At 67.5% G+C, this 551-nt stretch carries 1 pseudogene; it reads right to left on the reverse strand.

Annotated elements, in window-relative coordinates:
- Positions 1-124: 124 nt before the first annotated feature.
- A pseudogene (locus tag CSQ85_RS13270) lies at positions 125-551 on the reverse strand (hypothetical protein); the annotation flags it as partial.

The following is a 551-nucleotide window of genomic DNA, read 5'->3' on the forward strand; positions in this document are numbered from 1 at the left end:
GAACCCGCAGCCACGGCCCCGCACCACGACAAAGACAACGAGGAGGGGGTGTCCCCCGCGGGAACCGATTCCCGCGGGAGACACCCCCTTGTCAGATCAGGTCAGACCGTGGAACCCGCAGGGCTCACTTGGTCTCGGCCAGGGCCGCGTACAGGAGCACGCCGTCGGCGGACCAGCCGCCCTTGGTCGTGTTCACCTTGTACTCGTTCTCATCGGCCGTGTACAGGTGCTCGCCCTTGTTGAAGCGGTACACCGGGGCCGACGCGCCCTGCGGCGCATAGAACGCCACGCCCTCGTCCGTCCAGGTGCGCGCCGTCAGCGTCGAGATCTCGTTGGGATCCGAGGACAGCAGGTACTGGCCGTTCGACAGGTTGCGCAGACGGTGCACGGCCGTCGCCTTCGGCGCGGTCACCGACGCCGCGTAGAACGCCACGCCCTCGACCTTCCAGCCGTTGCGCTGCGCGATCTTCTGCTCGTTGTCGTCCGTCGAGTAGATGTGCACGCCGTCACGCACCAGACGAACCACCGGAGTCGTCGCACGCTGCACCAGC

Source organism: Bifidobacterium rousetti, from assembly GCF_008698235.1.
In the GTDB taxonomy this organism is placed as follows: Bacteria; Actinomycetota; Actinomycetes; order Actinomycetales; family Bifidobacteriaceae; genus Bifidobacterium; species Bifidobacterium rousetti.